The 26,443-nt window shown below is 65.0% G+C and carries 21 protein-coding genes and 3 pseudogenes; 10 read left to right on the forward strand and 14 right to left on the reverse strand.

Annotated elements, in window-relative coordinates; all coding sequences use genetic code 11:
* Window positions 1–98: 98 nt before the first annotated feature.
* The 3 genes from ACETMP_RS18675 to ACETMP_RS18685 are packed head-to-tail and all read left to right on the forward strand — an operon-like array spanning window position 99 to window position 3,347.
* On the forward strand, window positions 99–1,250 hold the full coding sequence (locus ACETMP_RS18675; RefSeq protein ID WP_375157330.1) for an HlyD family secretion protein: 1,152 nt from the start codon (window positions 99–101) through the stop codon (window positions 1,248–1,250).
* Window positions 1,251–1,253: 3 nt separating this feature from the next.
* Window positions 1,254–2,861 (forward strand): MDR family MFS transporter, encoded by a 1,608-nt coding sequence (locus ACETMP_RS18680; protein WP_375157331.1) that lies wholly within the window; start codon window positions 1,254–1,256, stop codon window positions 2,859–2,861.
* A 24-nt stretch (window positions 2,862–2,885) separates the two neighbouring features.
* On the forward strand, window positions 2,886–3,347 hold the full coding sequence (locus ACETMP_RS18685; protein ID WP_375157332.1) for a carboxymuconolactone decarboxylase family protein: 462 nt from the start codon (window positions 2,886–2,888) through the stop codon (window positions 3,345–3,347).
* 124 nt (window positions 3,348–3,471) lie between these two features.
* On the opposite strand, the gene ACETMP_RS18690 is transcribed toward ACETMP_RS18685, so the two are convergent.
* The 6 genes from ACETMP_RS18690 to ACETMP_RS18715 all read right to left on the reverse strand — a co-directional run bounded on the left by ACETMP_RS18690 (window position 3,472) and on the right by ACETMP_RS18715 (window position 9,199).
* Complete coding sequence (locus ACETMP_RS18690; RefSeq protein ID WP_375157333.1) at window positions 3,472–4,332, reverse strand: D-amino-acid transaminase; 861 nt, start codon at window positions 4,330–4,332, stop codon at window positions 3,472–3,474.
* 185 nt (window positions 4,333–4,517) lie between these two features.
* Window positions 4,518–5,249 (reverse strand): amino acid ABC transporter ATP-binding protein, encoded by a 732-nt coding sequence (locus ACETMP_RS18695; RefSeq protein ID WP_028134276.1) that lies wholly within the window; start codon window positions 5,247–5,249, stop codon window positions 4,518–4,520.
* Between the two features lie 12 nt (window positions 5,250–5,261).
* On the reverse strand, window positions 5,262–5,954 hold the full coding sequence (locus tag ACETMP_RS18700; RefSeq protein WP_375157334.1) for an amino acid ABC transporter permease: 693 nt from the start codon (window positions 5,952–5,954) through the stop codon (window positions 5,262–5,264).
* A gap of 2 nt (window positions 5,955–5,956) precedes the next feature.
* Window positions 5,957–6,688: an amino acid ABC transporter permease gene (locus tag ACETMP_RS18705; RefSeq protein ID WP_126259516.1), complete on the reverse strand. Its 732-nt coding sequence runs from the start codon at window positions 6,686–6,688 to the stop codon at window positions 5,957–5,959.
* A gap of 114 nt (window positions 6,689–6,802) precedes the next feature.
* On the reverse strand, window positions 6,803–7,714 hold the full coding sequence (locus ACETMP_RS18710; RefSeq protein WP_375157335.1) for an amino acid ABC transporter substrate-binding protein: 912 nt from the start codon (window positions 7,712–7,714) through the stop codon (window positions 6,803–6,805).
* 87 nt (window positions 7,715–7,801) lie between these two features.
* Window positions 7,802–9,199, reverse strand: coding sequence for a M20 family metallopeptidase (locus ACETMP_RS18715; protein WP_375157336.1), 1,398 nt, complete (start codon window positions 9,197–9,199; stop codon window positions 7,802–7,804).
* A 303-nt stretch (window positions 9,200–9,502) separates the two neighbouring features.
* On the opposite strand from ACETMP_RS18715, the gene ACETMP_RS18720 reads away from it, so the two are divergent.
* Window positions 9,503–10,882, forward strand: a complete 1,380-nt coding sequence (locus ACETMP_RS18720) for an LLM class flavin-dependent oxidoreductase (protein WP_375157337.1) — start codon at window positions 9,503–9,505, stop codon at window positions 10,880–10,882.
* A gap of 144 nt (window positions 10,883–11,026) precedes the next feature.
* Here ACETMP_RS18720 and ACETMP_RS18725 read toward each other — a convergent pair whose 3' ends face one another.
* The 4 genes from ACETMP_RS18725 to ACETMP_RS18740 form a co-directional block, all read right to left on the reverse strand.
* Entirely contained in the window at window positions 11,027–12,688 is a 1,662-nt protein-coding gene (locus ACETMP_RS18725) for a thiamine pyrophosphate-binding protein (protein ID WP_375157338.1), read from the reverse strand.
* Between the two features lie 262 nt (window positions 12,689–12,950).
* Window positions 12,951–13,454: a GFA family protein gene (locus ACETMP_RS18730; protein WP_375157339.1), complete on the reverse strand. Its 504-nt coding sequence runs from the start codon at window positions 13,452–13,454 to the stop codon at window positions 12,951–12,953.
* Between the two features lie 146 nt (window positions 13,455–13,600).
* Window positions 13,601–14,728 (reverse strand): alkene reductase, encoded by a 1,128-nt coding sequence (locus tag ACETMP_RS18735; RefSeq protein ID WP_375157340.1) that lies wholly within the window; start codon window positions 14,726–14,728, stop codon window positions 13,601–13,603.
* Between the two features lie 118 nt (window positions 14,729–14,846).
* Window positions 14,847–16,343 carry an aldehyde dehydrogenase family protein gene (locus ACETMP_RS18740; RefSeq protein WP_375157341.1) on the reverse strand — a complete coding sequence of 499 codons (1,497 nt, stop codon included), beginning with the start codon at window positions 16,341–16,343 and terminating at the stop codon, window positions 14,847–14,849.
* Window positions 16,344–16,534: 191 nt separating this feature from the next.
* On the opposite strand from ACETMP_RS18740, the gene ACETMP_RS18745 reads away from it, so the two are divergent.
* Window positions 16,535–17,380: an SDR family NAD(P)-dependent oxidoreductase gene (locus tag ACETMP_RS18745; RefSeq protein WP_375157342.1), complete on the forward strand. Its 846-nt coding sequence runs from the start codon at window positions 16,535–16,537 to the stop codon at window positions 17,378–17,380.
* A 153-nt stretch (window positions 17,381–17,533) separates the two neighbouring features.
* On the opposite strand, the gene ACETMP_RS18750 is transcribed toward ACETMP_RS18745, so the two are convergent.
* From ACETMP_RS18750 to ACETMP_RS18760, 3 genes are all read right to left on the reverse strand, one after another.
* Window positions 17,534–17,740: a hypothetical protein gene (locus ACETMP_RS18750; RefSeq protein ID WP_028134265.1), complete on the reverse strand. Its 207-nt coding sequence runs from the start codon at window positions 17,738–17,740 to the stop codon at window positions 17,534–17,536.
* Between the two features lie 175 nt (window positions 17,741–17,915).
* On the reverse strand, window positions 17,916–18,191 hold the full coding sequence (locus ACETMP_RS18755) for a YiaA/YiaB family inner membrane protein (protein ID WP_257176388.1): 276 nt from the start codon (window positions 18,189–18,191) through the stop codon (window positions 17,916–17,918).
* Between the two features lie 39 nt (window positions 18,192–18,230).
* On the reverse strand, window positions 18,231–18,926 hold the full coding sequence (locus tag ACETMP_RS18760; RefSeq protein ID WP_375157343.1) for a PspA/IM30 family protein: 696 nt from the start codon (window positions 18,924–18,926) through the stop codon (window positions 18,231–18,233).
* Between the two features lie 101 nt (window positions 18,927–19,027).
* Between ACETMP_RS18760 and ACETMP_RS18765 the strand changes: the two genes are divergently transcribed.
* On the forward strand, window positions 19,028–19,636 hold the full coding sequence (locus ACETMP_RS18765; protein WP_375157344.1) for a TetR/AcrR family transcriptional regulator: 609 nt from the start codon (window positions 19,028–19,030) through the stop codon (window positions 19,634–19,636).
* 90 nt (window positions 19,637–19,726) lie between these two features.
* Window positions 19,727–20,998: a DUF892 family protein gene (locus ACETMP_RS18770; protein WP_028134261.1), complete on the forward strand. Its 1,272-nt coding sequence runs from the start codon at window positions 19,727–19,729 to the stop codon at window positions 20,996–20,998.
* A 60-nt stretch (window positions 20,999–21,058) separates the two neighbouring features.
* On the opposite strand, the pseudogene ACETMP_RS18775 reads toward ACETMP_RS18770, so the two are convergent.
* Window positions 21,059–22,401 (reverse strand): annotated as a pseudogene (locus tag ACETMP_RS18775) (glycoside hydrolase family 3 N-terminal domain-containing protein).
* 188 nt (window positions 22,402–22,589) lie between these two features.
* Between ACETMP_RS18775 and ACETMP_RS18780 the strand changes: the two are divergent.
* The 3 genes and pseudogenes from ACETMP_RS18780 to ACETMP_RS18790 all read left to right on the forward strand — a co-directional run.
* Window positions 22,590–24,100, forward strand: a pseudogene (locus tag ACETMP_RS18780) (DUF4153 domain-containing protein).
* Window positions 24,101–24,113: 13 nt separating this feature from the next.
* Window positions 24,114–24,818 carry a response regulator gene (locus ACETMP_RS18785; RefSeq protein ID WP_375157345.1) on the forward strand — a complete coding sequence of 235 codons (705 nt, stop codon included), beginning with the start codon at window positions 24,114–24,116 and terminating at the stop codon, window positions 24,816–24,818.
* Window positions 24,815–26,391: pseudogene (locus ACETMP_RS18790) on the forward strand (ATP-binding protein); the annotation flags it as partial. The gene ACETMP_RS18785 and the pseudogene ACETMP_RS18790, both read left to right, overlap by 4 nt.
* Window positions 26,392–26,443 lie beyond the last annotated feature (52 nt).

A 26,443-nucleotide genomic window follows, 5' to 3' on the forward strand; every position in this document is an offset into this window, starting at 1 on the left:
CATCAATCCAGCAATTATCACAATGACTGGGACAGCGCATCTTACAGGCACCCACAGCGCACCATTTCGAAGGAGCGTCTGGAAAGCCCGAGGATGCCATGTCGAACACTGCTTATGTCGCTGAAAACAATAAAAAAATAGGCATGCTCCCGTCCCGGCACGCGATCAGGCGCGCAGCATTCGGTCTGGCGCTGGCGATCGGCGTCGCGGTGGCCGGCGACTATGGCTACGACTACCTGAAAACAGGCCGCTACCTGGAATCCACCGACGACGCCTATGTGAAGGCGGACTCCACGATCATCGCACCGAAAGTCTCGGGCTACATCGCGAAGGTGCTTGTCAGCGACAACGAGAGGGTCAGGGCAGGCCAGCCGCTGGCCAAGATCGACGACCGCGACTTCAAGGCGGCGCTCGACCAGGCCAAAGCCGACGTCGCTGCCGCCGAAGGCTCGGTGCGCAACATCGACGCCCAGCTCGAACTGCAGCAGCCGATCATCGAGCAGAGCACGGCCGATGTCGCTGCGGCGGACGCCAATCTGAAATTCGCGCAGCAAGAGCGTGCCCGCTACGACGATCTGATGAAGTCGGGCTCAGGCACGATTCAGCGTGCGCAACAGACCGACGCGGCGCTGCGCGCCAGCAGCGCGCAATTGCAGCACGCCAAGTCCGGCCTCGTGGCTGCGCAGCGCAAGGTCGACGTGCTTACGACCCAGCGCGCTCAGGCAACCGCCCAGCTCGAGCGCGCACGCGCGGCCGCGCAGCAGGCGGCGCTGAACCTGTCCTATACCGAGATCACCGCGCCGGTCGAAGGCACGGTCGGCGCCCGGAGCTTGCGGGTCGGCCAATACGTCCAGGCCGGCACGCAATTGATGGCAGTGGTGCCGCTCGATGCGGTCTACGTCGTTGCGAACTTCAAGGAGACTCAGCTCACGCATATGCGACCTGGACAGCCGGTCGAGCTGCGCGTCGACAGCTTCCGCAACAAGACCCTGCGCGGCCACGTCGACAGCCTGTCGCCGGCGAGCGGGCTCGAATTCGCGCTGCTGCCGCCGGACAACGCGACCGGCAATTTCACCAAGATCGTGCAGCGCGTTCCCGTGAAGATCGTGCTTGACGACCACAGCCTCAGCGGCCTGCTGCGCCCCGGCATGTCGGCAGTGCCGACCGTCGATACGAAAGCCACGGTGCTTGCCGAGCGCGAGACTGAAAAGCGCCTCGCCGGCGACACCTCACGCGCGAACGGCGGCTGAACCATGAGCACGCTCCAACCGACCGTCAACGTCGCCGGCCGCCTCCCCGCCGCTGCTCCCGCCGCGCCGGCAATCTCCGCAAGAACCTGGATTGCGGTGATCGGCGCCACGCTCGGCGCGTTCATGGCGGTGCTGAACATCCAGATCGTCAACGCCTCGCTCGCCGACATCCAGGGCGCGATCGGCGCCGGCATCGACGACGGCGGCTGGATCTCGACATCCTATCTCGTCGCCGAGATCGTCGTGATCCCGCTCTCCGGCTGGCTCGCGCAGGTGTTCTCGATCCGCATCTATCTCCTCACCAATGCGATCCTGTTCCTGCTGCTGTCGGCCGCCTGCGCGCTGGCGCAGGACCTGTCCCAGATGATCGTGCTGCGCGCCGTGCAGGGGTTCACCGGCGGCGTGCTCATCCCGATGGCGTTCACGCTGATCATCACGTTGCTGCCGCGCGCAAAGCAGCCGGTGGGCCTGGCATTGTTCGCGCTGTCGGCAACGTTCGCGCCTGCGATCGGCCCGACCATCGGCGGCTATCTCACCGAGAATTTCGGCTGGGAGTACATCTTCTACGTCAACCTCGTCCCCGGCGCGGTCATGGTCGGCATGCTCTGGTACGCGCTCGAACCCAAGCCGATGAGGCTCTCACTGCTGCGCGAGGGCGACTGGGCCGGCATCGTCACCATGGCCATCGGCCTATCGGCATTGCAGACCGTGCTGGAGGAAGGCAACAAGGACGACTGGTTCGGCTCGCCTTTCATCGTCAAGCTCTCAGTGATCGCGGCCGTTGCGCTGATCACCTTCCTGATCATCGAACTGACGGTGAAGAAGCCGCTGCTCAATCTGCGCCTGCTCGTCCGCCGTAATTTCGGCTTCGGCATGCTCGCGAACTTCCTGCTGGGCATCGCGCTATACGGCTCTGTATTCATCCTGCCGCAATATCTGGCACGCATCCAGGGCTACAACGCCGAGCAGATCGGCATGGTGCTGGCTTGGACCGGATTGCCGCAACTCGTGCTGATCCCCCTGGTGCCTCGCCTGATGCGGAAATTCGACGCGCGGATCATCATCGGCATCGGCTTCGTCCTGTTCGCGGCCTCCAACTTCATGAACATCTATATGACCAGCGACTACGCCGCCGATCAGCTCATGTGGCCCAACATCGTTCGCGCAGTCGGCCAGGCGCTGGTGATGGCGCCGCTGTCGGCCGTCGCGACCGCCGGCATCGAGCCGGAGAACGCGGGCTCGGCCTCCGGCCTGTTCAACATGATGCGCAATCTCGGTGGCGCCGTCGGCATCGCGCTGCTGCAAACGGTCCTGACCAAGCGCGAGCAGTATCATTCCAACGTGCTGATGCAGTCGGTCTCGGTATTCGAGCAGGCCACCCGCACCCGGCTGGAACAACTGACGCAGTATTTCGTCAATCACGGCATCCTCGATCGTGCGGACGCCGCGCATCGCGCCTATGTCGCGATCGGCAATATCGTGCAGAAGCAGGCCTATATCCTCGCCTTCAGCGACACCTTCTATCTGCTCGGCATGGCGCTGATCGTGGCGCTGCTCGCCGTCTTCTTCCTGAAGAAGCCCGGCCAGACCTCGGCCGGTGGCGCTCACTGACCTCACCCCAAGAAGGAGACGATCATGAAGCCCCGCATGAACTACTTCCAGGCCGCGCCCGATACGATGAAGGCGCTGATGGCGCTGGATCAACAGATCCAGTCCACCGGACTTGAGAAATCACTGATCGAGCTGGTCAAGATCCGGGCGTCGCAGATCAACGGTTGCGCCTTCTGCATCAACATGCACACCGAGGACGCTCGCAAGCGCGGCGAGACCGAACAGCGCATCTACCTGCTCAATGCCTGGCGCGAATCCCCGCTCTACTCCGACCGCGAGCGCGCGGCCCTGGCCTGGACGGAATCGGTAACGCTGATCTCGCAGACCCACGCGCCCGACGATGTCTACGAGCAGGTTCGCGCGCAGTTCTCCGAGGAAGAGACGGTGAACCTGACCATGCTGATCGGCGCCATCAACGCCTGGAACAGGATCGTGATCGCGTTCCGCGCCGTGCATCCGGTGAGGATGAAGGCGTCGGTGGCGTAGGCTGCCAGGAGAGGTCTCGTAGGGTGGGCAACGCGGGGCGTGCCCACGTTCTGTGGCTGACAGGAGAGAGGACGTGGGCACGGCGCTTCGCGCCTTTGCCCACCCTACGACAGCTGCGCGTGGCTCAGACCGCCGTGGCCTTGGCGAACTCCACGTAGATCTCGCGCAGGCGCGTGGCCATCGGGCCCGGCTTGCCGTCGCCGATCTTCTTGCCGTCGATCGCAACCACCGGCTGGACGAACAGCGACGCCGAGGTGGCAAAGGCCTCCTTGGCGGCAAGCGCCTCGGCGACCGTGAACGAACGCTCCTCGACGCGGAGCTGGCGTTCCTCGGCGAGCGCCACCACGGCCTTGCGGGTGCAGCCCGGCAGGATCGCGTTGGAATTCTTGCGGGTCACGATGACGTCGTCCTTGGTGAGGATGAACGCCGATGACGAACCGCCCTCGGTGACGTAGCCGTCTTCCAGCATCCAGGCCTCGCCTGCGCCGGCCTCGGCCGCGGCCTGCTTCGCCAAGACCTGCGCCAACAGCGCCACGCTCTTGATGTCGCGCCGCTCCCAGCGGATGTCTGGCACCGTGATGACGCTGATGCCGGTCTTGGCCGACGCGGCATTGATGATGTCCTTTTCCGAGGTGAACATCACCAGGCTCGATTTGACGTCGCCCTTGGGGAAGGCGAAGTCCCGGCCCTTGTCGGCACCGCGCGTCACCTGGAGATAGACGAGACCGTTCGCGAGCTTGTTGCGCGCGATCAGCTCCTTCTGCAGCTCGGTGATGCGCTCGAGCGTCTCCGGCAACTTCAGCTTGATCTCGCCGACCGACCGCTCCAGCCGCGCCAGATGCGAGGCGTTGTCGACCAGCTTGCCGTCGAGCACGGCCGAGACCTCGTAGATGCCGTCGGCGAACAGGAAGCCGCGATCGAGTACCGAGATCTTGGCTTCGGAAAGCGGGACGAATGAACCATTGACGTAGGCGATCGGGTCCAAGGCAGGTCTCCTGGGAGAGAATGAGGGATTTAGGCTGGTTATACGCGACTCGGGGGCGCCGATCACCCCTGGTTCCGTCATTCCCGGGCATTCGCGCAGCGAATGAGCCCGGAATCCATCTCACCCCGGTACTGCCGCCCGACGGATCCCGGGCTCGCGCTGTGCGCGCCCGGGATGACGACCCTCTAGTGGGAGAGAATCTTCGACAAGAACTTCTGCGCGCGGTCGCTGCGGGGCTTGCCGAAGAAGTCCTCCTTCGCCGCGTCCTCGACGATCTCGCCGCGGTCCATGAAGATGACGCGGTTGGCCACCTTGCGGGCAAAGCCCATCTCGTGGGTGACGACCATCATGGTCATGCCTTCGCGGGCGAGATCGACCATGACGTCGAGCACCTCGCTAACCATTTCCGGATCGAGCGCCGAGGTCGGCTCGTCGAACAGCATGACGATTGGGTCCATCGCAAGCGCACGGGCGATCGCGACGCGCTGCTGCTGGCCGCCGGAGAGCTGCGCCGGAAATTTCTGCGCCTGCTCCTTGAGGCCGACACGCTCCAGCAGCTGCATGCCCTTGGTGACCGATTTGTCATGCGGCCGCCCGAGCACCTTCTCCTGCGCGAGGCAGAGATTGTCGATGATCTTGAGGTGCGGAAACAGCTCGAAGTGCTGGAACACCATGCCGACGCGCGAGCGCAGCTTCGGCAGGTCGGTCTTGGGATCGTTGACCTTGGTGCCGTCGACCAGTATGTCGCCGCTCTGGAACGGCTCCAGCGCATTGACGCATTTGATCAGCGTCGACTTGCCCGAGCCCGAGGGGCCGCAGACCACCACGACTTCGCCCTTGGTGACGCTGGTCGTGCAATCGGTCAGCACCTGGAAGCTCGGCGTGTACCATTTGTTGACATGGCTGATTTCGATCATGAGCGTCTAGCCCTAGCGAATGATGGCGATCCGCGCCTGCAGCCGGCGGACGGCGAAGGACGCGATACAGGAAATGGTGAAGTAGACCACGGCTGCGAACAGGTACATTTCGACGAGGCGCCCGTCGCGCTGCGCGACCTTGCTCGCCGCGCCCAGGAAATCCGTGATCGAGAGGACGTAGACCAGCGACGTGTCCTGGAACAGCACGATGGTCTGCGTGATCAGAACCGGCAGCATATTGCGGAACGCCTGCGGCAGCACGACGTAGCGCATGGTCTGGGCGTAGGTCAGCCCCAGCGCACTGGCGGCGGCCGGCTGGCCGCGCGAGATCGACTGGATGCCGGCGCGCATGATCTCCGAGAAATACGCCGCCTCGAACATGATGAAGGTGATGAGCGAGGACGCGAAGGCGCCGACGCTGATCGGGCGCGAAGCACCGGTCACCCACTGCCCGATATAGGGCACCAGGAAGTAGAACCAGAAGATCACCAGCACCAGCGGCAGCGAGCGCATGAAGTCGACATAGACTCCGGCGATCCGGCCAAGGATCTTGAAGCCCGAGAGCCGCATCATGGCGAGGGCCGTGCCGAAGATAAGACCACCCAGCGCTGCGAGGCCCGTCAGCGTCAGCGTGAACGTCATGCCCTCGAAGAACAGATAAGGCAGCGCGCGGCGGATGACGTCGAAATCGAGATTGCCGAACATCACTATTTCCCCGTGATGTAGCCGGGGATCGCGACCCAGCGCTCGAGGAAGCGCATCGCGGTCACGACAACGGCGTTGACGAGGAGATAAAGGATGGTCGCGGCGGTGAAGGCCTCGAACACCTGGAACGAGAATTCCTGCATCGAGCGCGCCTGTCCGGTCAGCTCGAGCAGTCCGATGGTGATCGCGACCGCCGTATTCTTGATGGTGTTGAGGAATTCAGAGGTCAGCGGCGGCAGGATGATGCGGAACGCCATCGGCAGCAGCACGTAGCGATAGCCCTGCGCGGTGGTCAGGCCCAGCGCCGTCGCGGCCATCTTCTGCCCGCGCGGCAGTGAGCCGATGCCGGCCTGGAGTTGCACGGCAACGCGCGCCGACATGAAGAAGCCGACGCCGATCGCCGCCGTCCAGAACGGCGCGTTGGGCAGCTGCTTCAGCCAGGTGCCGGCGCCTTTCGGCAGCAGTTCCGGCAGCACGAAGTACCACAGGAAGAGCTGCACCAGCAGCGGCATGTTGCGGAAGAATTCGACATAGGCAAAGCCGAACCAGTTCGCCCCCTTCGACGGCAGCGTGCGCATCACGCCGACGAGCGAGCCGGTGATCAGCGCGATGACCCAGGCCAGCGCCGCGGTCTTGAGGGTCAGCACCAGGCCCGACAAGAGCATGTCGAGATAGGTGCCGGTCCCCATCGGGTTCGGCTGGAAAAAGATTCCCCAGTTCCAGTTGTAGTTCACGTGTCCCCCGCGCGAACGCGCCAGCTATGGATGTCCCGGCGCCTATGCAAATGTCCGGCCACTCCAGTGTCAAGAGTGGCCGGACATGATCCCGATCGAAAGATCGAGGTTTGCTTACTTGTAGTCGTCCGGATTCGGCGAGTCCGTCGGCTTGGCGAACTCGTTCTTCAGCTCGGCCGAGATCGGGGTGTTGAGGTTCAGGCCCTTCGGCGGGATCTTCTGCGTGAACCACTTGTCGTAGATCTTCTGGGCTTCGCCCGACGTATAGAGCGCGGCGGTTGCCGCATCGACCACCTTCTTGAAGGCAGGATCGTCCCTGCGCAGCATGATGCCGTAAGGCTCGGGCTTGGAGAAGGCGTCCTTGGAGATCTCGTAGTCGCCCGGCGACTTCGAGCCGGCGACGAGGCTCGCCAGCAGGATGTCGTCCATGACGAAGGCGACCGCGCGGTCGGTCTCGACCATCAGGAAGGCCTCGGCGTGGTCCTTGGCGGGGATGATGTTGGCGCCGAGGCCCTTGGCGACATTGGCCTCGGTGAGCTGCTTGATGTTGGTGGTGCCGGCGGTCGAGACCACCGTCTTGCCCTTGAGATCGTCGATCGACTTGAGGCCGCTGGACTTCTTGAAGACGTAGCGGCTGGCGGTCAGGTAGTGGGTGTTGGTGAAGGCGACCTGCTTCTGGCGCTCGGCGTTGTTGGTGGTCGAGCCGCATTCGAGGTCGATGGTGCCGTTGGCCATCAACGGAATGCGGGTCGCCGAGGTCACCGGGTTGAGCTTGACCTCGAGCTTGTCGAGCTTGAGCTCCTTCTTCACGGCGTCGACGATCTTGTAGCAGATGTCCATCGCGAAGCCGACGGGCTTCTGGTTGTCGTCGAGATAGGAGAACGGGATCGAGGAGTCGCGGAAGCCCAGCGTGATGGCGCCGGTGTCCTTGATGTTCTTCAGCGTGCCGGTCAGCTCCTGGGCGCCGGCCTGGCTGACGACGAAGGTCGCGGCGAGCGCGAGCCCGATGTGGCGGAAATGTTTCACGTTCTTCTTCCCCTTTCGGATGATGCGGCCCGGATGCAAGCACAAATCGGGCCGGATTAGAATGTTACTTTTGGCTGGATCAAAGGCTCAGGTTAACGGGCCCGTCAGCGGCTTTGGCAACTCACCGAGATCCCAGAACAGCCCGGCCATCACCGTCAAGGCCTCTTCCGTCAATGGCAGCAGGATGTGCTCATTGGGCGCATGCTGGGAGCAGCCGGGATAGGAGTGCGGCACCCAGATCGTCGGCAGGCCGAGGATTTCGGAGAATACGTCGTTGGGCAGCGAGCCGCCGAAATTCGGCAGCACCGCGGGTGCTTTGCCGGTGGTCGCTTGCACCGAATCCGCCGCCCATTTGATCCACGGGCTGTCGAAATCTGTGCGCGATGCAGCAAAACTCTGGGCCGCCCGCACCTCGACCATCGGAAAACCCTTTGCGACCAGATGCGAGCGGATGGCCTCGACCAGGCCCTCGATCTTCGTCCCGACCACGAAACGCAGTTGCAGCACGGCATTGGCATGGCCCGGAATGGCGTTGGCGGGCTTCTCGATATTGCCCGACGACATCGCCAGCACTTCCAGCGTATTCCAGGCGTAGAGCCGCTCGGCGGCCGAAAGACCCTCCTCGCCCCAGTTTTCCGCAAGTGCGGGCTCGTCCGCGCTCGGCACCACCTGCACATCGGCCAGATAGGAGCGGATCTGGTTGGTGAGCCGCGGCGGCTTCAGCGCTTCAAGCTGGAGCCGGCCGTGGCCGTCGACCAGCGTCGAGATCGCGTTGACCAGAATGGTCGCGGGATTGGCCAGAACGCCGCCCCAATTGCCGGAATGATGGCCGCCGTCGCGCAGGTTCACATCCAGATGAATGCGAATGCCGCCGCGGCAACCGAGGAACAGGGTCGGACGGTCGGCGGACAGACGCGGCCCGTCGGAGGCCATGAACAGGTCCGCCTTGAGCGCGTCGCGATTGAGGTCGCAGACCTTGCCGAGATCGGGCGAGCCGATCTCCTCGCCCATCTCCACGATGAACTTGGCGTTGAAGCCGAGCTTGCCGCCGCGGGCATCGCGCACGGCGCGGAGCGCCGCCATGTTGATGCTGTGCTGACCCTTGTTGTCGGCGGTGCCGCGGCCGTAGAGCCGCGCGCCCGCAACACTGGTGCGCCATGGATCGCGCCCATCGCGCCACTCGCCTTCCATGCCGTCGACGACGTCGCCATGGCCGTAGATCAGCACGGTCGGCGCGGAGGCACCCTCGTGATGCTCGGCGAGCAGGAACGGCGCCTTGCCGCTGGGGGACTCGACGATACGGCTGGTGAAATCCAGCGCGGCGAAGGCCGGCTGCATCTCCTGCTCCAGATAGGCGCGCAGCTCGGGGCCGCGCGACGGGTTCTGGCTCTCGGTCTTGAAGGCGACGCGGCGGTCGAGCTCGGCGAGGAATGCGCCGGATCGAAAATCCTCGCGGGCGCGGGCGATGGCGTCGGCTCTGGTCATGACTTGCTTTTCGGGACTTCAGGACGAAGGACCTTACCCGATACGGGTTGGCCTCCGAAAGTGGCAGGGGGTTGGATCGATCTTGTACTTCGCTTGCAGTTCTCTTGTACTTCCAGTTCTCTTGTACTTCTCTTGGGATTTCGTCCTTGCTTGCTTGAGATTGGCTTGCCAGGCCCAGCAGCGCCACCGATTTGGGCCTTGCCAAGCGCAAGCGATATGCAAGAACTTCGCCAAGTCAGGCGTCAAGTTCGGACGCACCTCTATCATTCGAAGAGCGCTCAGTACAGTGCGCCGGGAGCCAGCATGGCCAAGCAGATCAGACTCAACGCCTTTGCGATGAATTGCGTCGCTCATCAGTCACCCGGCCTATGGACCCATCCGCGGGACCGCACCGCCGACTACAACCGCCTGCCCTACTGGATCGATCTGGCCAGGACGCTGGAGCGCGGCCGTTTCGACGGGCTGTTCCTGGCCGACGTGCTCGGGGTCTATGACGTCTATGGCAACAGCCCCGACGCGGCCTTGCGCAACGCGGCACAGACGCCGTCGAACGAGCCGCTGCTGCTGCTCTCGGCGATGGCCGCGGTGACGCAGAATCTCGGCTTCGGCGTCACCAGCAATCTGTCCTTCGAGCCGCCGTATCCGTTCGCGCGGCGGATGTCGACACTCGATCACCTCACCGAAGGGCGGATCGGCTGGAACGTCGTCACCGGCTATCTCGACAGCGCCGCGCGTGGCGCCGGCAAGGACAAGCAGACCGGGCACGACGACCGCTACGACATCGCCGACGAATATATGGAGGTCGTCTACAAGCTCTGGGAAGGCAGCTGGGAGGACGACGCCGTGCTGCGCGACCGCAAGCGCGGCATCTTCACCGATCCCAGCAAGGTTCACCGTATCAATCACGAGAGTGCGAACTATCGCATCAACAACACCATCCATCTCAGCGAGCCGTCGCCGCAACGCACGCCGGTGCTGTATCAGGCCGGCACCTCGCCGCGCGGCCGGCAGTTTGCGGCGAGGCACGCCGAATGCGTGTTCATGTCGGGACCGTCGGCCAAGATCATTGCGCCGCGCGTGTCGGCGATCCGCCAGGAGGCCGCCGCACTCGGCCGCAACCCGGCGGAGATCCTGATGTTCAGCATGATGACCATCATCCTCGGCAACACCGAGGCCGAGGCGGCGGCGAAATATGCCGACTACCGCTCGCACATCAATCCGGAAGGCGCGCTGGCGCTGATGTCGGGATGGACCGGCATCGATTTCTCCGGCTACGAGCTCGACCAGCAGGTGCGTCACGTCCAGAACGATGCCGGTCGCAGCGCACTGGACAACGTCACGCGCGGCGACCCTGACCGCGTCTGGACCGTGCGCGACGTCATCGAGCATGTCGGCATCGGCGGCGCCGGCCCGGTCGTGGTCGGCACGCCCGAAAGCGTCGCCGACAAGATCGAGGACTGGTTGGAGAAGACCGACGTCGACGGCCTCAACGTGGCCTTCGCGATCTCGCCCGGCGATTTCGAGGACATCGCCGACATGCTGGTGCCGGAGCTGACCAAGCGCGGACGGTACAAGAAAGAATACGCAAAGGGCACGCTGCGGGAGAAGCTGTTCGGCGAAGGCCGCGCGAGGCTCGATGCGCCGCATCCGGCGGCAGGACATCGCGTGGGGAAGAAGGGGTAGCTGTCACAAAGTCGCTGTCATGCCCCGGCTTGACCGGGGCATCCAGTACGCCGTGGCCTCTCGAGGAATCACAATCGTCGCTGTAATACTGGATCGCCCGATCAAGTCGGGCGATGACCGTTGAGTGCGGGAGGCAGCGCCGCCCTACACCTTCCCGTCCACCATCACCTCGATCAGCTTGGTCCCCGGCCGATTGAACGCCGACGCCAGCGTCGCCTTCAGCTCGCCGGGATCGCTGACCTTGATCGCCTCGCAGCCGAGCGCTCGCGCGACGCCGGTGAAATCCACCGGCGGATCGGCGAAATCCATGCCGACATAATTGTCGTCGCCGTGGAAGGCGAGCAGGCGCTGCTTGATGATGCGGTAGCCGCCATTGTTGGCGATGACGACGTTGAGCGGCAGCTTGTGATGCGCCGCCGTCCACAGCGACTGGATCGAATACATCGCGCTGCCATCGCCGGAGAAGCACACCACCGGGCGATCCGGATTGGCAATGCTGGCACCGACCGAGGCCGGCAGGCCCCAGCCGATGCCGCCCGAGGCAAGGCCGTGATAGCCATAGCGGTCGCGATGCGGGCGCAGCGCCGTGATCTGGCGGCTGGAGGTGAGGCCTTCGTCGACCAGGATGGCCTTCTCCGGCATGGCCTCGACCATCTGCAGCACCAGGTAGTCCGGATCGATGGGGCTGCGGCCCGCGCTCTTGCCGATCTGCTCGACCAGCGCGGCGCGGCGTGCGGTCCAGTTGTCCGGCGCGAGCTCGGCAAGGCGCTGCTTGGCGCGGTTTGCAAGTGTTGCACCGCCCATCTCCTTCAGCACCGGGATCAGTGCGCGCAGGGTTTCCTTCAGATCGGCCTTCAGCGCGATCTCGGCGCCGTAATTCTTGGCGATCTCCCAGTCGACAAGGCCGATCTGCACGATGCCGAGCCCGTCCGGCAACGCATCGACTTCACTATAGACCGACATCCGCAAGGGATCGCCGCCGAGCGCAATCAGGAGGTCGTATGGCGCCAGCGTGTCGCGCGCGACCTTCTGCACGCGCGCCAGCGTGCCGACGAAGCTCGGGCTCTCCGAGAGGAAGTGCGATCCATACGGCGTCGAAGACTGGTAAGCGGCCGCGCCGAGCAGCTCGGCGAGTTCGGCCGCCTCCTTCAGCGCGTCGCTCTTGACCACCTCGTCCATGGTGACGATGACGGGGCGCTCGGCCTTGAGCAGCCGCGCGGCAAAGGCCTTCAGCGCTTCGTCTGACGGCTTCACGCGGGCGTCGATGCGGGTGGAGCGGCCGAGGTCGATGCCGGCCTCGCTGTTCAGGATGTCGCCAGGCAGCGAGATGAACACCGGCCCGGTCGGCGGCGTGGTTGCGATCTTGGCCGCGCGTCGCACGATCCGCGGCAGATCCTCCAGCCGCGTCACCTCGACCGCCCATTTCACCAGCGGCTCGGCCATGCGGACCAGCGGGCCGTACAGCACCGGCTCCATCAGGCCATGGCCCTGCTCCTGCTGGCCCGCGGTCAGGATCATCGGCGTGCCCGTGAACTGGGCGTTGTAGAGCGAGCCCATGGCATTGCCGAGGCCGGGCGCGACATGGACGTTGCAGGCGACGAGCTTGCCGGAGGCGCGGCTGTAACCGTCGGCGATCGCGACCACCAGGCTCTCCTGCATCGCCATCACATAGGTGAGATCAGGATGGTCCTTCAGCGCATGCATGATCGGCAGTTCGGTGGTGCCGGGATTGCCGAACAGATGCGTGATGCCCTCGTCCTTGAGCAGCGCAAGAAAGGCGGAGCGGCCGGTGATCTTGTTCTTCATGTTTCCTCCAGGAGCGGACGTGGCCGCAAGGACGGAAGGCATGATGGCCGAAATCGAAGGAGGCGCGCAAGGAAGCGCGGTCATGGCTGCGTTGCGTCGGAGCCTCACTCTCGTGTCCCGGACGCGACGCAGCGCGAAGCGTTGCGACGCAGAGCCGGGACAGACTCGCTCCGAGTTCTTTAATGCATGGGCCCCGGCTCTGCGGTGCGTCACTTCGTGCCGCACCGCGTCCGGGGCACGAGAGTTGTGCGCCCAGCCCGCGCTACATCTCCTCCCGTCCAAGCTCGAACGGGTCCTCGCCGCCGGCGCGCTTCTTCTTTTTCGAGCGCTGCCAGACCACGCCCGGAAAGCCTTTCAGCGGCACCAGCGGCTCGCCGGTATAGGCCCATTCCTGCAGCTCCTCGATCGCGATGTGATAGAGCGGCTGGCGGCCGGTGCGCTCCCGAAACAGCGCGCGGGGGATATTGACCACGTGCGGCCCGCGCGGACGTTCATAGGCGATCGGGGTGCCGCAATGCGAGCAGAAGCTGCGGGTGGTCCTGGTGGCCTTGTCCTCGTAACGCGTGAGCGCGGTCTTGCCCGAGGTGATGCGAAAGCGCTTCTTCCAGCTGCCGACATAGGTCGCGTAGGCCGCGCCATGGGCCCGGCGGCTGGCGGCGGAGTGATCATGCCAGGCCCAGCGTGCGGGGACGTCGATCTCGAAGCTGACCTTGCCGCAGAGGCATTGGCCGGTGGCTATCCCTGCGGCGGCTGCGGCTTTGGCCATGGGAGTCTCTCCGTCGTCATTGTGGTGCAGACGGAGCGACACGATAACTCCGTAGCCCGGATGGAGCGAAGCGTAATCCGGGAAAGTCTCACCGGCGGAGAGGCTGACCCGGATTTCGCTTCGCTCCATCCGGGCTACGGCAGCGCCTACGCCGGCGTCAGCTCGTCATACACCGGATAATCCGTATACCCCTTCTCCTCGCCACCGTAGAAGGTCGCGCGGTTGTACGGCGTGATCGGATAGCCGTGCTCGAGCCGCCGCGGCAGATCGGGGTTGGAGATGAAGATGCGGCCGAAGGCGATGATGTCGGCATGGCCGTCGGCGATGGCCGCGTTCGCGGTCTCGCCGGTGAAGCCGCCCGCGGTCATCAGCACGCCGCTGTAGAGCGGCCGGAACAGCACCATCGCCGACGGCACGTTGTCCCAGTGGACGTCGGCACGGCCGGCGCCGCTGGAGCGCGGCTCGATGAAATGCAGATAGGCAAGACCGAGCTTATCAAGCGCCTTCACGACGTAGGTGTAGAGCGGCATCGGATCCGGCTCGCCGGAATCATTGGCGATGCCGTAAGGCGAAAGCCGGACGGCGACGCGGTTCGCGCCAAAGACATCGATCGCGGCCTGCGTGACTTCGAGCAGCAGCCGCGCGCGGTTCTCGATCGAACCGCCATATTGATCGGTGCGCTGGTTGCTGCGCGACTGCAGGAATTGCTCGAGCAGATAGCCGTTGGCGCCGTGGATCTCGACACCGTCGAAACCGGCCGCGAGCGCATTCTTCGCACCTTGCCTGAAGGGCTCGACGATGCCCTTAACCTCCCCGGTCTCCAGCGCGCGCGGCGTCTCGTAGTCCGCGATCTTGCCGTCGGCGGTCATCGCCTTCATGCCCTCGGCCTTGATCGGGATCGCCGAGGCCGAGACCGGCAGCTCGCCGCCATGAAAGGAGGAATGCGAGACGCGGCCGACATGCCAGAGTTGGAGGAAGATGATGCCGCCCTTTGCGTGCACCGCATCGACCACCTTGCGCCAGCCGTCGATCTGCGCCTGCGAATAGATGCCGGGCGTCGCCGGATTGCCGCGGCCGTGCGAAAGCACCGGGGAGGCCTCGGCGATGATCAGGCCGCCGGGCGTGGCACGCTGGGCGTAATATTCCGCGTTCAGCGGCCGCGGCGAAAAGCTCTCGCGCTCGGCCCGCATGCGCGTCAACGGCGCCATCGCAACGCGATGCGCAAGCTTGTACGGACCGACCTGCAACGGTTTGAACAACGCCGGAAATTTCATGCTGGCCCCGATTTTCTTTGGAAGGATGCTGATCATATAGCGCGGGGCGGCCACCGGAAAGTCGCCGCCCCACAAGAAGCAGATATTCCCCCTCGCGGAACGCGACGAGGGACAAGCCTTACGCCGTCTTGATCCAGACGGCCTTCACGTTGAGATATTCCTCGACATGCTGCTTGCCGGACTCGCGGCCGTAGCCGCTCATCTTGTAGCCGCCGAACGGCACGGCCGGATCCATCGCCTGATAGCAGTTCACCCACACCGAACCGGCGCGCAGTCGCTTCGCCACCGCATGCGCCTTGCTGACATCGCGCGTCCACAGGCCGGAGCCGAGGCCGAAGGTGGTGTTGTTGGCGCGCTTGACCAGTTCGTCCATGTCCTTGAACGCGATCGCGGAGATGACGGGGCCAAAGATCTCCTCCTGCGCGATGCGCATGTTGTCCTGGACGCCCGCGAACACCGTCGGCGAGACGAAGAAGCCCTTCGACAGTGCGCCCTCGGTGACCCGGCCGCCGCCGGCGAGCGCCTTCGCGCCCTCCTTCTGACCGATGTCGAGATAGCCGGTGACGCGTTCGAGCTGCTGCTCGGAGACCAGCGGGCCGATCTGCACATTGGGATCGAGACCGTTGCCGACCTGCAGCTTCTTGCCGAACTCGGCGACGCGGCCGACGAACTCCTCGTAGATCGCCTGCTCGACGAACAGGCGCGTGCCGGCGCTGCAGATCTGCCCCGAATTGGCAAACACCGCCATCGCCGCGCCAGGCACGGCGGCATCGAGATCGGCATCGGCGAACACGATGTCCGGTGACTTGCCGCCAAGCTCGAGCGAGACGCGCTTGAGGTTGCCGGCGGAGGCGCGGATGATCGACTGTCCCGTGACGTGCGAGCCGGTGAAGGCGACCTTGTCGACGTCGTGGTGCGAAGCGAGCGCGGCGCCCGCGGTCTCGCCGTAGCCGGGCACGACGTTGACGACGCCGGGCGGAATGCCCGCCTCCATCGCCAGCTCGGCGATGCGCAGCGAGGTCAGCGGCGCCTCTTCGGCGGGCTTGAGCACCACGGTGCAGCCGGTCGCGATCGCAGGACCGATCTTCCAGATCGTCGCGGTGAGCGGCCCGTTCCAGGGAATGATGGCACCGACGACGCCGATCGGCTCCTTCAGCGTGTAGGAGAAGATTTCGCCAGGCAGCGAGTTCTCGATGGTCTCGCCGTGGATCGCGGTGGTCTGGCCGGCATAGTAACGCAGCATGCCGACGGCGCGCAGGCGATAGGCGCGGGTGCGGCTGAGCGGCGCGCCCATGTCGAGCGTGTCGAGCTGCGACAATTCGTCGAAATTCTTCTCGACGAGGTCGGCAAGCCTCAGGAGCAGGTTCTGCCGCTCGAACGGCTTGACCTTGCTCCAGGGCCCTTCGAAGGCGCGGCGTGCGGCGGCAACCGCACGATCGATGTCTTCCTTGTCGCCCTCGGCGACGGTTGCGAGCAGCTCGCCCGTTGCAGGATTGCGGGTCTCGAAGCGCTTGCCCGAGGCTGCATCGACCCACTTCCCGTCGATCAGCATCTGCTTGTAGGACCCATTCGCGAACGGATGGCGCGTGATCGGAATAGCCTGCGATACAGCCATGGCTGCACTCCCTGTCAGGTGATTGATTGGTTCGATCTGGGCGGGATCGTTCGTCGGACAGGGTACAGCCGGGCCGTAGGGGCGTAAAGACGGCATGGAGCGAAGACCTCCCATGCCGACTTGTGCAGGGTCGAACGGAGCGCGTGCTATAACGCGACCGAGCGCAACTTTAGCTTCGCCGGAGTTCAGCCATGTCGCATCCCGCCATCGTCAAAGACAACGTTGCCGTCATCACCGGTGGCGCAGCCGGAATCGGGCTTGCCGCCGCCGCGGCGTTTGCGCGCACCGGCATGAAGGTGTGCATCGCCGATGTCGATCAGGGACGCCTGGTCGAGGCCGCAACAAAACTGTCATCCATCGCCGGTGCCGCGAACGTGATGACGGCCGTGGTCGACGTCAGCGAGACAGAAAGCCTGACGGAACTCGAGCGCGCCGTGCGCGAGCGGTTCGGCGGCACCGACATCCTCATGAACAATGCCGGCATCCAGCCGGGCAGCACGCTGTTCGGCGAGCCCGATCATTGGCAGCGCATCATCGCCGTCAACATGTGGGGCATCATCAACGGCTCGCGCATCTTCGCACCCAACATGATCGCGCGCGGCAGGTCGGGCCTGATCATCAACACCGGCTCCAAGCAGGGCATCACCACGCCGCCGGGCGATCCCGCCTACAATGTCTCCAAGGCCGGCGTGAAGGCGTTCACCGAGGCGCTCCAGCACGAGCTGCGCAACACGAAGAATTGTCGCGTCACGGCGCACCTCTTGATTCCGGGCTTCGTCTTCACCGGCCTCACCGCGAAGGGGCGCACGGAGAAACCGGCCGGCGCCTGGACGCCGGAGCAGACGGTGGATTTCATGCTGGCGCGGCTTGAGGCCGGCGACTTCTACATTCTCTGCCCGGACAACGACGTGCCGCGCGCACTCGATGAGAAGCGCATGCTGTGGGCCGCCGGCGACATCGTCGCGAACCGCCCGCCGCTGTCGCGCTGGCATCCGGATTATGCTGATGCGTTCAAGAAGTTCGTGGAGGGGGAGTAGCCCTCATGGCGAGGAGCGCGCCCTTGCGCGCGTCTCGCACCATGCAGGCCCGGCCGAGGCAATCCGGCCTCAATCCTTCGAGACGACCGCTTTCAGCGGTCTCCTCGGGATGAGGGGTTAGAGTGTCGCGGCGCGGCAAGCTGGGCAGGCGCCCTACAACGTCTCTTGCTGATGGCCGCAATTCTTGCAGGCGAACTTGACGCGGCTCTGGCCCTTTTCCGCCTGCACCCGGTTCGGGGCGCCGCACTTGCCGCAGACAGCCTCAATGCGGGTCGTGCCCTGCTTGACGACGATGGACTTCTTTTCCATCGATTCGCGGATCAGGCGCTCGGCCTCCTCGCGCAGCGATTGTTTCGACAAAGCTGGTCTCCGCCTCTGAACGCGCGAGAGCCATATCGCACCTGCAGCCGTAGCACAATGCGGGATGCGGATTGCAGCCATCAAGGCGTCATCCCCGATGGTTGCGGACGCGAGAGCCGCGGCGCGTATTGCTCCGCGGATCTCCTGCTTGTCTCCCGGATCGGCTCAAGGCTTTTCATGCGGCCTTGGACACCTCCATCAAGAGCCGCTCGGCCTTCGCATCTTCGATGCGGTTCACCAGCCGGCTGCTCTCGTGATTGTCGCGCACGGTCTTGGTCAGGGTGATGCAGGTCTGAACCAGCATGACGATACCCATGGTGAGATAGCCCTTCATCCAGACGTCGACCGGCAGAAAGAATACGCCGATGGCGACGAGAAAGGCGGAAGCTGCGAAGGACGCGTACGTGAAGGTCACCCAGGCGCTGCTGTGGGGCTGGCCGTTCTGGTTCATGATGGTCTCCTGTGAGTACGAATGATGAGGGGGTTGCGATCAGGCCGACGCCGGGCGCTTGGACCTCAGCCGCGCCAGCACGTCGTCTGCGGTCGTCTTCAGCCGCGGGCCAAAGCCCTGCTCGGCCAATCTTTCTGCGACGGCGATGGGACCGGTGGCCGCATCGAGCTCGACCAGCGCATCGTCGGCCGCCTGAGCTTCCATCTGCCGATCGCGCAGACGCCGCAAGGTGCTCTCCGCTTCCGGCAGCGTGGATTCGTACGGACGCGCGGCCTCGATGCCGCTGCGGCGTAACGAGCGGACCGCTTCCGAGGCACGGGCAACGCGGCGGCCGCGATCGAGCTCGGTGATGCGGGCCTGCGCGTTTGCGACGTGCCGCTTCAGCCGCGCGATCTCGGTCGCGAACAGCGCGCGGGCCGTCATCGCGGCATCGCGGTCCGCCTCCAGGCCCGCGATCGCTTCGGCGGCGTCCCTGGCGAGATCGTCACGGCCGCCGTCGAGCGCCGCCACCGCGCGGGTCTCGAGATCGGCGATGCGGGCGAGAGTCGCCTCGAGCTTGCGGCCTTCCTGCTGGTCCTGCGCGATCGCCAGCGCCAGCGTCCGCTTGCTGCGCTCGACGGCGGCAGCCGCATCGCGCATCTGCTGGTCGAGAATCAGCAGGGCCGTCCGGTCTTCCAGCTCTTCGCCCGCGGCGGCCACGCTGCCGCGGAAAAGCGTCACTACAGTCTTGAACATCTTCAGCTCCCTGTTATGAGCGTTGCTCACATATGCTTTGTAGCAAGGAATTTGAACAAGGTTCAAGAAAAATATGAGCAGCGCTCAAGATTTTGGCTAGCATGTCTAAGGCTTTGGAACGACGAGAGAAATTCAGGTCCGACCTGATCCTGGCGGCGGAGCGGATGATTGCCGATCGCGGATTGTCGGGGGTGAAGACCCGTGATCTCGCCCGCGAGATCGGCTGCGCCAATGGCGCGGTCTACAACCTCGTGGCCGACATGGACGAGCTGATCCTGCGCGTAGGCTCGCGCACCCTGCACCGGCTCGACCAGGCGCTCAGCGCCGCGGAGAGCGCGGGCGAGCCGTCGCCGCAGGAGACGCTGGTCCGCATCGCCCTCGCCTATTGCAATTTCGCGGCCGACAATCTCCAGCTCTGGCGCGCGCTGTTCGAGCACCGCATGGAAGCCGACAAGGTCGTCCCCGACTGGTCCGTCCAGGATCAGATGCAGCTGTTCCGCCACATCTACCAGCCGCTGGCCGCATTGTTTCCGAAGCGCAGCCGCGAGGAGCTCAGCATCACGGCGCGCAGCCTGTTCTCGGCGGTGCATGGCATGGTGGCGCTCGGACTGGAGCAGAAGCTGGTTGCCGTGCCGCTGCCGGCGCTACGCAAGGAGATCGCGGCCCTGGTGCGCGCGATGATCGACGGATTGATCGCGCGGGAGACGTAGAAGCGCGAATTGAATCTCGAGCTCGGTTAGGAACGAACATTCCGAGCACCGGTTGACGCGCATCGTTTCCCTCACAGCGCGAGTCATTCCATGTATCACCACGTCAAGAAGCTGATGTTCACCGTGCGCGTCGACGAGCCCGACCCGCGCTTCGGCAATATGCTGCTCGAGCAGTTCGGCGGCGCCAACGGGGAACTCGCGGCTGCGATGCAATATTCGATTCAAGGGCTGAATTGCGAGGACCCCGATCGCAAGGACCTCTTGATGGACATCGGGACCGAAGAGCTCAGCCATCTCGAAGTCGTCGGCTGCCTTGCCCGGATGCATCTTGCGCCTTCGAAGAACGACCGTCAGGCAGCCGAAGCCGATCCGCTCATCGCGATCGCCGGCGGAGGTGGTGTCAACCTGTTCAACTCGCAAGGCAATCCCTGGACCGCCGACTATCTCAAGATCACCGGCGAGCTCGATGTCGATCTTCGCAGCAACATCGCCGCCGAGGCGCGGGCGAAGATCGTCTACGAAAGGCTGATCAATTTCTGCGACGACGCCGGCTCCAAGGATGCGCTGCAATTCCTGATGACGCGCGAGATCACGCATATGAAGGCCTTCGCGCGCGCGCTCGAAAGCCTGTCCAAGCCTGCCTTCAGTGTCGGCAGGATTGCGCCAACGCCCGGCCTCGTGAACCAGTACTTCAACGACTCCACCGGCAGCGGCGACCACGGCGAGATCGACACCCGCGGCCCCTGGAACGAAGGAGAGGACTGGGTGTTCACGGAATCGCCGGCGCTTCAGTCCTCGGATCCCGGCATAGCCAGCCCGATCGTCGCGGAGAGTTCGTCGCCCGTCGACGAGGCCGGGCTGACCGATCTCCTGCTCCACGAGCTGCGTGACATTCTCCATGCCGAGAAGCAATTGACCAAGGCGCTGCCCAAGATGGCGCAATCCGCCCGCTTCGACCAGCTGCGCGAACTGTTCGAGCAACACCTGGCCGAGACCGAAAATCAGGTCGAACGCATCAACGAATGCTTCGAGCTGCTCGGCGAGACCGCTCGCGCCAAGCCTTGCAAGGGCATGATGGGCCTGATCGAGGAAGGCCAGGAGGTCATGAAGGAAGGCCAGGAAAAGGAGGACGCAGCTGCCGACCTCGCGCTGATCTCGGCGGCCCAGCGCGTCGAGCACTACGAGATGTCCGGCTACACCACGGCACGCAACCTGGCGCAGCAGCTCCGGCATAGCGCGATCGTCGCCCTGCTCTCCAAATCCCTCGCCGAGGAAGAGAACGCCGACCTCCTGCTCAATCAGGTCGCACGGTCCTTGATGTCGGTGGCGAAGATGCCGGCGGCACTGGAGCAGGCGGAATAGGACAGCCGCGACGACAGCACTCGATCGCCTCGCGCCATCATGCGCGGGGCGATACGTGGATCAGCCCCGCTTATTGCTTCTCTGGAGCGAGGCGGCCCCCGCCTTCTCGGACAGAAGGCCCCTCGTCAGCCTCGTCTCACTCGCGTGCAGCATGGCCGCGTCGAGCCTGCCCTGCCGCGCCCCGTCCAGGGCACAGGCAAAGACGCGATAGAATTGCGCGCCGTCATAGGCGACCAGCAGCAGATCGACGCCGCCATTGATCGCCTCGACCACGGCCTTGCAGACGTCGTTCTGGTAGATCGCGCCCATCACGAGGTCGTCGGTCATCACCACCCCCTGGTAATTCCACTTGTCGCGAATGATGCCCTGGACGACGGATTTCGAGTGCGAGGCGGCGCGATCGGGATCGACGGCAGTGAGCGTGACGTGGCCGACCATCAGCGCGCTACGCGAATGCGATAGCACCTCGCGGAACGGAAGCCAGTCGGTCGCTTCCAGCTCCTCGACCGGCGTGTCGAGATTGGCGCTGAAATGATGCGTGTCGGCGCGTACGCGGCCGATACCCGGAAAGTGCTTGAGCGTGGCGCCGACGCCGGATGCTTCCAGCCCGCGCACATAGGCGCTCGCGATCGTACTGACGACGGCCGGATCGCTCGCGATCGCGCGCTGGCCGATCAGCGTGTGGAAATCGAGCCGGTTGCGCCGCGCCGCGGGCTTGAGATCGAGCACCGGGGCGAGATTGAGATTGACTCCGAGCCCGGCGAGCTCGCGGCCATGGATGCGGCCGAACTCCTCCGCCTTGGCCTGCTGGTCGTCGGGAGCAAGCCCGGCGAGCGTCGCCAGGGCCGGCACTTTCGTCAGCGGCGGCGCGAGATGCCCGACGATGCCACCTCCTCCTGGTCCGCGGCGACGACCAGCGGCGGCAGGCCGGCTGCGCGCCTGATGTCCTGGAGCGCGGCGATCTCGCTCCGGAGCAACTCGACCGTGCCGCCGCGGATGTTGTGCCGGGTGACATAGACGCCGCCGATCAGTCCCTGCCTGGCAAGGCGCGCCACTTCCGGGAAGGATGAATAGCCGACCATGAAGTGGGCCCCGAGCTGGCGCGCCTCGGCGGCGCCGGCGCTGAGAACGTCGTGCCTGCGCAACTCGAACTTCAGATGCGCCGCGGACATCAGCACCGGCGGCAGGCACCAGAGCATGACGAGCAGCTTGCCCGCGATGATGCGCCAATGTCCCCGCCGCAGCAGAACGGCGACGATCAGGAGGCTTGCGGCGACAAGCGCGATGTTTCCGGCGCCGCGCAGCACGAGCAGATAGGGATCGTTCTTGTTGACGGCCGCGAACGCGACCACAGGCGCGGCAAGCCACAGCAGAACGAGACCGAGACGACGGAGGATTTGCATGATGTACCACATGCTATGAGGGCGAACGCTTCGCACCTATCAAAGCGATTGGCGCTGCGCGAGAGGCAAAAGCGTGCCTGCACGAAATCTGCAAAAGACTCCTGAAGCCGTGCAGACGATGGTCCCGCCTTCTGCACGAGAGGCGTTCACAGTTCGTCGTGCCAACCACCACGAAAGGTCTTCTGGACATGACGAGCCTGGCTTCGACGATGGCAGAGGAAATCAAGCCGATCGGTCATTCCTCGATCCCGGCCAAGGTCGGCCTCGCGCTGGTGCTCGCCGCGCTCGCCGACTGGCTGTTCTACGGGCAGCGGGTCGGGCTGTCGCTGGCGCTGTTTGCGATCGCGACCGCCGGCGTGTCGGTGCTCTTCAATCATGCGACCCTGAACCTGCGCCGCGCCATGATCGGCTCGGCCGTTCTCGCCGCCGGTCTCGTGCCGGTCATCGAGGAGCTCAGCACGCTGTCGTTCCTGATCCTGGTCACATCACTGATGATCGCGCTGCTGCTCGCGACCGATGTGGAAGCGACCGGGCTCGCCGACCGCGGCCGCGCGCTGCGCAACTTCGTTCTGCTCGGTCCCTTCAGGTTCTTTCTCGATGCGCCCCAGGCGTTCAACGCGTCGGCGCTCACAAGCGGCATCGCGCGCTGGCTGCTGCCGGCAGCGCTCAGCGTAGTGTTCGTCGCGCTGTTTGCCGCCGCCAATCCGGTGATCGAGCAATGGGTGTCCCTGCTCAATCCGAAGCTCATCCTTCATTATGTCAGCATCCCGCGCGTCCTGTTCTGGGCCTTGATGCTGGCATTGGTCTGGCCATTCATTCACGTGCGCTGGCGGCGCAAGCCGATCGTCAACGCCGCTGTGGCCAACGGCCTCGTGCCGCCGCCGCTCCCACCCGTTGTCGCAGCCGAATTCCTCGGTCCCTCGACCATCCTGCGCTCGCTGATCCTGTTCAACCTGCTGTTCGCGGCGCAGTCCGTTTTTGACGGCATCTATCTCTGGGGCCATGTGGCACTGCCCGACAATCTGACCTACGCGGGCTACGCGCATCGCGGGGCCTATCCGCTGATCGCAACCGCCCTGCTCGCCGCGGCCTTCGTGCTGGTGGCGATGCGCCCGGGTGGGCCTGCCGAGAACTCGACGGTGATCCGGCCGCTGGTCTATCTCTGGGTGGGACAGAACGTGCTTCTCGTCGCCTCCTCCATCTTGCGCCTCGATCTCTACGTGAACGTCTACATGCTGACCTACTGGCGCATCGCGGCCTTCATCTGGATGGGGCTGGTCGCGCTCGGACTGGTCCTGATCGTGGCCCGCATCGCCCTCCAACGGTCCAACAAATGGCTCGTCGGCGCCAATCTGATCGCACTCGCGACCGTGCTTTATGGCTGCTCGCTCGTGAACTTCGATGCCTTCATCGCCGACTATAATGTCACGCACAGCCGGGAAGCGTCGGGCAACGGCCTGCATATCGACATCGACTATCTCCTGACGCTCCCGGACCACAGGCGCTGCCGGCCATCGACAGGGCCATCGCGCTCCGGCCCGGCTCAAGCGAGAGCTGCCTTGTGTCGCGACGCGACCGCCTTGTAGAACAGCAGCGCCAGGATCTGGCCTGGCGGAGTTGGGGCTTTCGGAGCTGGCGGCTTCAGCGCAGGCTCGACGCGCTGGCGAAGGATCAGTCCGGCAGCCGGCCGGCGGGGTGAGCGGAGAGTTTTCTTGGCGCATCGCATTCTCATCGTCGACGACGAGGGCCACATCCGCGAGGTCATCCGCGTCGCCCTGAAGAAGGCCGGCATGGACGTGATCGAGGCCCGCGACGGCAAGGAGGCGCTCGGCCGGGTGGCCGCCGACAAGCCCGACCTGATCGTGCTCGACATCGGCATGCCCGAGTTCGACGGCCTCGACGTCTGCCGCGAGATCCGCAAGACGTCCGACGTGCCGATCCTGTTCCTGTCGGCACGCGACGAAGAGATCGACCGCATCCTCGGCCTCGAGATCGGCGGCGACGACTACGTGACGAAGCCGTTCAGCCCGCGCGAGCTGGTAGCGCGGGTCAACGTCATCCTGCGCCGGCTCAACCCGCGCAACGGCGAGACCAAGGCTGGCCCCGCCGCGCTGACCCAGGGCGGACTGCTGATCGACCCCGAGCAGCATGTCGCGACCTTCGCCGGCACGCCGCTGAAACTGACCGCGATCGAGTTCGGCATCTTGCGTGCGTTCCTGACCCGGCCGACGTCGGTCTTCAATCGCGAGCAGCTGATGCGGGCGGCCTATCAGCTCAACATCCAGGTCTCCGACCGCACCATCGACAGCCACATCCGCAACATCCGCGCCAAGCTCGCGGCGCTTGCCTGCGACAACGCGATCGAGACCATCCACGGCGTCGGCTTCAAGCTCGGCCGCTGCGAGAAAGAGGCATGAAGGCGGCGCCCGACAAATGGCGGCCGTCGCTCGGCCTCGTGATCTTCACGGTGCTGGCCACCGTCGCCGTGCTGCCGCTGGTCGGCCTGTTCTTCTTTCGCCTCTACGACAATCAGCTGATCCGCCAGACCCAAGCCGAGCTGATCGCGCAGAGCCGCGTGCTGGCGACGATCTACGCGCAGGAAGTCTCGGTGCGGCTCGACAGCGGGCTGACGCTCGGGGCCGAAGTGCCGCCGAACGTGCTGCCAGATCCCGGCGACCCGGTGACGCCGATCCGGCCCGCGCTCGATCTCACCGCCAACGATCTGCTGCGGCGCCGACCGGATGCGCTGCTCGCATCGCGCCCTGCGCAGCCCGGCTATGTCGAGATCGGCGCAAGACTGATGCCGATCATCCGCGAGACCCAGAAGGTGACGCTGGCGGGCTTTCGGATCCTCGATCCGCAGGGCGTCGTCATTGCCGGGCGGCAGGAGGTCGGGCAGTCGCTCGCCCATATCGAGGAGGTCGCGGACGCGCTGCACGGGCAATACCGCGCGACGTTGCGCAACCGCGTGCCGGACAAGCCGCCGCCGCCGATCTATTCCTTCAGCCGCGGTCTCGGCATGCACGTGTTCTCGGCCATGCCCGTCATCGTCAACAACCGCGTCGCGGGCGTGATCTACACGACGCGGACGCCGAGCAATATCTTCGACCATCTCTACCAGGAGCGGGCCAAGTTCGTGCTGGCCGGTCTCGCCGTCATTCTCGGCACCATCGCGATCGGCCTCGTGTTCTCGCGCACCATCACCCTGCCGATGCGTGAGCTGATGGACCGCGCTGCGCGAATCGGCCGTGGCGACCGCGAGGCGTTTCGGCCGCTGCGCCATTACGGCACCCGCGAATTCGCCCAGCTCTCGCACAGCTTCCTCGGCATGGCCGAGCAGCTGGCGCGGCGCTCGGACTATATCGCGACATTCTCGGCCCACCTCACCCACGAGCTGAAATCGCCGCTGACCTCGATCAAGGGCGCGGCCGAGCTGTTGCAGGATTCGGTGCAAGGCAAGGCAGGCAGCCTGACGCCGGCCGAGCAGAACACCTTCATCGCCAACATCCTGTCCGACACCCAGCGGCTGGAGGCGATGGCGCAACGGCTGCGCGAGCTCGCCCGGGCCGAGAGCCTGCCGCAGAACGAGCGCACCGAGCTCGCGCCTGTGATCGCCGATCTCAGGAGCCGGTTTCCGGAAAGCGCGATCGAGGCCAGCGGCAGCCTCGACCGCTCCATCGCCATGTCAGGCGAAAAGGCGCTGATCGTGCTATCGCATCTTGCCGACAATGCGATGCGGCACAAGGCGAGGAGATCCGGTTGGAGGCGGCCTTCGAGCGCACGACCCTGCGTCTGACGGTGAGCAATGACGGCGAACCGATCTCGGCGCCGAACCGCGACAGAATTTTCGATGCGTTCTTCACCACCCGCCGCGACCAGGGCGGCACCGGGATGGGACTTGCGATCGCCCGCGCGGTGATGGCGAGCCATGGCGGCTCGATCAGCCTCAAGCCGACCGAGAAGGGCGCGGCCTTCGAGCTCCAGTTTCCGGCGACCTGGAGGTGCGATGAGATCATCACACCTCAGTTTTCTAGCTTGGGCA

The organism is Bradyrhizobium dasycarpum (assembly GCF_042019905.1).
GTDB lineage: Bacteria > Pseudomonadota > Alphaproteobacteria > Rhizobiales > Xanthobacteraceae > Bradyrhizobium > Bradyrhizobium japonicum_B.